Below are 519 nucleotides of genomic sequence, written 5' to 3' on the forward strand. Positions count from 1 at the left end.
CAACTATGAGAGCATAAAAAAACACGCAAACATCCAATTCTTTTATACTTGAGTTGTCGAGAAACAAGTATGAATGGAGTTGCGTGTAAATGCATTTTAGCATAAGTTTACCAGGTTTAAAAGAAGTCGTTATTAAGCGAGTGGAGGAAGTAGGGGAAGTTATACGTATTTTCGTAGAAATGGAACGCAAAATCCATCGTTGTCCTAGCTGTCAATCAAGAACCTCTCGTGTACATGATTACCGTATTCAAAAAATTCAACACCTGAAGTTGTTTGAACGGAAGACACAAATTTTTTATAGACGCCGTCGGTATGTTTACGATTGTGGTAAGCGCTTCTCAGAGAAGAATACTTTTGTAAATAGGTATCAACGTACCTCTATTGAGTGGAAACAAGCTGTTGGTATCAGAGCCATTAAAGGAAAGACGTTTAAAGAGATTGGGGACAATTATGGAACGTCAGCTACCACCATTGTCCGGAGGTTTGATCAGTTAGCTAGAAGTGAAGTTAAACCAGTAG

The 519-nt window shown here is 38.3% G+C and carries 1 protein-coding gene; it reads left to right on the forward strand.

Annotated elements, in window-relative coordinates; all coding sequences use genetic code 11:
* Positions 1 to 89: 89 nt before the first annotated feature.
* The coding region (locus tag M3182_RS25580) for a transposase family protein (protein WP_251560634.1) at positions 90 to 519 on the forward strand (430 nt) is incomplete at its 3' end.

Origin of the sequence: Mesobacillus maritimus, assembly GCF_023715205.1 — a bacterium.
Lineage (GTDB): Bacteria > Bacillota > Bacilli > Bacillales > Cytobacillaceae > Mesobacillus_B > Mesobacillus_B maritimus_C.